We start from the raw sequence: 4,786 nt of genomic DNA on the forward strand, positions 1-4,786 counted from the left end.
GTCGATCAGCGCCAGACCGTCGCGGGTCGCCTGGTCGGCACCGCGCGCGGCGTCGGCGGCCTGGGCGGCGCTACGGGCGACGTCCTGGGCAGTGGCGGTCATCTCGTGGGATGCGGTGGCGACCTGATCGATCTCGCGGAACTGCTGCTGCATGCCGGCGCTGGTCTGGCTGGAAATCGCCGCCGACTGGTCGGCGGTGCTGCGCGCATCGCGCACCGAGACCTTCACGTCGCGGATGATCGGCTGCAGCTTGTCGAGGAAACGGTTGAACCATCCGGCCAGTTCGCCCAGCTCGTCGCGCCCGGTGTGCGGCAGACGCTGGGTCAGGTCGCCTTCGCCGCTGGCGATGTCGCGCAGCATGTGGGCGACGCCGAGGATCGGCCGGGTCACGCCGCGGGCGGTCAGCCACAGCACCAGCAGGCCGAGCACCGCGGCGCCGAGGCCGAGGCCCAGTTCGACCCAGGTGCCTTCGCGACGCATGTCGTCCAGTTGCCGCTCCAGCGCCAGGGCCGGGCCGAGCAGGGCGCTCTTCGGCACTTCGAGGAGCACGCCCCAGGGCTTGGCGCCGGGAATCGGCTGCAACGGTTGCAGCACCTTGAGGTCGTCGTTCTCGTTGAACAATTGGCTCTTGCCGGCGGCCAGCAGTTGCAGGAGTTCGCCGGCGTGCTGCGGATCCGCCTTGGCCAGGTTCTTGCCGAGCAGGCCGGCGTCGCGGCTGTTGCCGGCGAACAGCCCGGCCGGGCTGAGGATGCCGACCTGGCCGACGCCGTCGTAGAGTTCGCGGTTGCCCTGTTCGCTGAGCGCCTGCAGATTGCTCAGGTTGATGTCCAGGCCCATCACGCCGATCACCTTGCCATCCAGTTCGAGGGGGAAGGCGATGCTGGTCATCAATAGTTGGCGCTCGCCGACCTTGTCGAAGTAGGGATCGAGCACGCAGGGTTGAGCGCTTTCCTTCGGGCAGGTGTACCAGGCGTTGTAGGCCGCGCCGCTGGGCCCGCTGCTGGTGTCGGCGAGTTCGGACTCGACCATCGACTCGGACTCCAGCTGTCCCGGCGTGGCCTGCGCCCAGTACAGGGAGAAGCGTCCCTTGTCGTTGCTGCCCAGGGCGGGTTGGTCGACGAACAGTTCGTCCTTGCCGTCCAGTGCGTTGGGTTCGAAGACCACGTACAGGCCGAGCACCTCGGGATTGGCGGCGAGCGCGGTGCGCACCTGGCGGGTCAGGTCCTCGCGCAGGTCGTAGGCGTCGAGGAAGCGCTTCTGCGCCTGGTCGCGGAGGAACAGGATCTGCCGGGAGAAACCCTTGCCGTACTGGAAGGCATCCATGAAATAGCGCTGGATGCGCAACGCCTGCAATTCCCCGCGGGCTTCCAGGCGCAGGCGCGCCGATTCGTCGAGCATCTGCGTACTGGCGCTTTTCACCAGTACGCTGCTGTGCTGCATGCGGTAGACCGAAAGGCCGACCAGCAAGGCGACCACGCCGAGCAGGCAGAGGCCTGCCAGCAGGGTGATCTTCCATTGGATGGACAGGCGGCGAAGGAACATGGGAGGGGTCCTTGTACGAAGAAACTGCGGGGGCCCAAGGCTTATCGGCAGGGCTCGCCCATTCTTGACGACGGTTCGTTCGCTGGCGCCGGATTGCCGTCGTGCGGCGAATCGCACGCAAGAACCGTGCACAACGGTTTATAGCCAGGCGACATTCGCCCATGCGCGGCTTTGACAGGCGGGGATGGCTGTAGCAGAGTACGCCCCTTTTTTCGGTCGCAGGCGGCCGGGTTCGTTTCATTTGCAAGGAGTTCAACGATGAACGCAGTGGTGCTGGCGGTCGCACTGATGCTCGTCCTCAGCCTTTGCCGTGTGCATGTCGTGCTGGCGCTGATCATCGGCGCGGTGGTCGGCGGACTGTTCGGTGGCCTAGGCCTGGAGGGGACTCTCAAGGCCTTCAACGGCGGCCTCGGCGGCGGCGCCACGGTGGCCCTGTCGTACGCCATGCTCGGCGCCTTCGCCGTGGCCATCGCTCGCTCCGGCGTGGCCCATGCGCTGGCCGACAAGGTTCTGGCGCTGCTCGGCCGGCACGACGAGCAGGGCAAGGGCGCCGGTGCGTTCAAGTGGATTCTGGTCGGCCTGCTGCTCTGCGTGGCGGTATCCTCGCAGAATATCCTGCCGATCCACATCGCCTTCATCCCGCTGCTGGTGCCGCCGCTGCTCTATGTGCTGAGCAAGCTGCAGATCGACCGGCGATTGATCGCCTGCGTCATCACCTTCGGCCTCATCACCCCGTACATGTTCCTGCCGGTGGGCTTCGGCAACATCTTCCTCAATGAAATCCTGCTGGCCAACGTGGCGCGCAACGGCGTCGACGTCAGCGGGATCAACGTCACCCACGCCATGTTCATCCCGGCCCTGGGCATGCTCGCCGGGTTGCTCATCGCGGTGCTGTTCAGCTACCGCCGCAAGCGCGTCTACGACTTGCAGCGGATCGAGCAGGCCGAACGCGTCGATGTCAGCTATAGCCCGAAAAGCCTGGCGGTGGCCGGGGTCTCCATCGTCGCCGCGTTCGTCGTGCAGCTGTGGCTGGACTCGATGATCATCGGCGCGCTGGTCGGTTTCGTGGTCTTCTCGCTGTCCGGCGTGGTGCGCTGGAAGGAGACCGACGACCTGTTCACCGAAGGCATGAAGATGATGGCCACCATCGGTTTCATCATGATCGCCGCGGCCGGTTTCGCCGAGGTGATGAAGGCCACCGGCGAGGTGCAGAGCCTGGTCGACGCCTCGGTGGCCTGGATCGGCAACAGCAAGGCGGTCGGCGCCATGCTGATGCTGCTGGTCGGCCTGCTGGTCACCATGGGCATCGGCTCGTCGTTCTCCACCGTGCCGATCATCGCCGCGATCTTCGTCCCGCTGGCGGTGCAACTGGGCTTCAGCCCGCTGGCCATCGTCAGCATCGTCGGCACCGCCGGCGCGCTGGGGGATGCAGGTTCTCCGGCGTCGGACTCGACCCTCGGGCCGACCTCCGGGCTCAACGTCGACGGCCAGCACAATCACATCTGGGACACCGTGGTGCCGACCTTCCTCCACTACAACCTGCCGTTGCTGGTGTTCGGCTGGGCCGCCGCGATGTTGCTCTGAGTCCCATTTCGGGCGGTCGCCTGACGGAATGTCGGGCCGGCCGCTTAAGCTTCCGACGGGATTGCCGATGAAACGGGAATCCCGTTTTTTATTGGGCGTCATGCTAGGAGTTGATGATGCGTCTGACCCTGAAATCCAAAGTCCTCCTGCTGGCCATGGTGCCGGTGCTGCTCTTCGCCCTGGTGCTCAGCGGCGGAGCGGTGCTGATCCTGAAAAAACAGGCTGATACCGAAGTCAAGGATACCCGCGAGCGCCTGCTCGGCGACCGTCGTGCCGAACTCGAGCACTATGTGCAGATCGCCATGGGCAGTATCCAGGCCGAGTACGACCGCTCGGCCAACGGCGACCTGAACGCCCGCGCCGAGGCCATTGCGCGCCTGTCGAAGGTCAAGTACGGCAAGGACGGCTATATCTTCGGCTACGACTCCCAGGTGGTGCGCCTGTTCCGTGGCGACAGCCCGGTGGACGTCGGCAAGAGCTTCCGCGACCGCCGCGATCCCAGCGGCGTCTACCTCAATCGCGAACTGGTGGAGGCAGGCAAGAACGGCAGCCACTACGTGACCTATACCTCGCCGCTGCCGGGTAACGAAAGCGTCATGGTGCCGAAGCTGTCGTACACCCTGTACCTGCCGAAGTGGGACATGGTGATCGGCTCGGCGATCAACCTCGACGGCGTCGAGGCCCAACTGGTGGAGATCAAGCAAGCCATCGACGAGCGTATCGGCACCCTGATCGCCAGCATCGTGGCGATCGCCGGGGTCCTCCTGGTGGTCCTGCTGGTGATCGGCCTGGCGGTGGCCAACGCGATGCTGCGGCCGTTGCACCAGATCCGCCAGAACCTCGATGACATCGCCGCCGGCGAAGGCGACCTGACCCGTCGCCTGCCGGTGACCAGCCACGACGAGCTGGGCGAGCTGGCCGGTTCCTTCAACCGCTTCGTCGAGAAGATCCACGGTCTGGTGCGGCAGATCGCCGGGATGACCGGCGACCTCAAGCAACTGGTGGAGCAGATGTCGGCCCAGGCCGAGCGTTCCGAGCAGGCCATGGAGCGCCAGCGCCACGAGACCGATCAGGTCGCCACCGCGATCAACGAGATGTCCGCCGCCGCCCATGAAGTGGCGCAGAGCGCCCAGCGCGCCGCCGAGGCCGCGCAGCAGACCGACCACGAAGGCCAGGCGGCCAAGCGCGTGGTGGACGGCAGCATCGAGCGCATCCACGCGCTGGTGGACGAGATCCGCGACAGCGGTTCCTCGCTGGACAGCCTGCAACAGGACGTGCAGTCGATCGTCAGCGTGCTCGGGGTGATCCGCTCCATTGCCGAACAGACTAACCTGCTGGCGCTCAACGCGGCCATCGAGGCGGCCCGTGCCGGCGAGGCCGGACGTGGCTTCGCGGTGGTCGCCGACGAAGTGCGGGCGCTGGCCAGCCGCACCCAGCAGAGCACCCAGGAAATCCAGGGCATGATCGATCGCCTGCAGCAGGGCACCAACGCCGCGGTCGACGCCATGCGCCGTTCCGGCGAGGCCGGCGAGGGCACCAGCAACCAGTCCAACCAGGCCGGCGATTCGCTGGACGCCATCGCCCAGTTGATTGCCACCATCAACGCGATGAACGCGCAGATCGCCAGCGCCGCCGAGGAACAGACCGCGGTGGCCGAGGA

General features: G+C 66.3%; 3 protein-coding genes. 2 read left to right on the top strand and 1 reads right to left on the bottom strand.

Features of this window, described 5'->3' with window-relative positions; translation table 11 throughout:
* On the bottom strand, nucleotides 1-1,542 hold a 1,542-nt coding region (locus tag FFS27_RS28675), incomplete at its 3' end, for a methyl-accepting chemotaxis protein (protein ID WP_137952374.1).
* A 258-nt stretch (nucleotides 1,543-1,800) separates the two neighbouring features.
* Between FFS27_RS28675 and FFS27_RS28680 the strand changes: the two genes are divergently transcribed.
* Entirely contained in the window at nucleotides 1,801-3,126 is a 1,326-nt protein-coding gene (locus tag FFS27_RS28680; protein ID WP_003090489.1) for a Na+/H+ antiporter family protein, read from the top strand.
* A 113-nt stretch (nucleotides 3,127-3,239) separates the two neighbouring features.
* Nucleotides 3,240-4,786 (top strand): methyl-accepting chemotaxis protein (locus tag FFS27_RS28685; protein ID WP_137952375.1); only part of this gene is annotated, 1,547 nt, incomplete at its 3' end.

It is taken from the genome of Pseudomonas sp. 2VD, from assembly GCF_005503585.1.
In the GTDB taxonomy this organism is placed as follows: domain Bacteria; phylum Pseudomonadota; class Gammaproteobacteria; order Pseudomonadales; family Pseudomonadaceae; genus Pseudomonas; species Pseudomonas aeruginosa.

Excerpts from the sequence above, each read along its gene's own strand:
- FFS27_RS28680 (WP_003090489.1), top strand. The coding sequence starts at position 1,801 with ATGAACGCAGTGGTGCTGGCGGTCGCACTGATGCTCGTCCTCAGCCTT.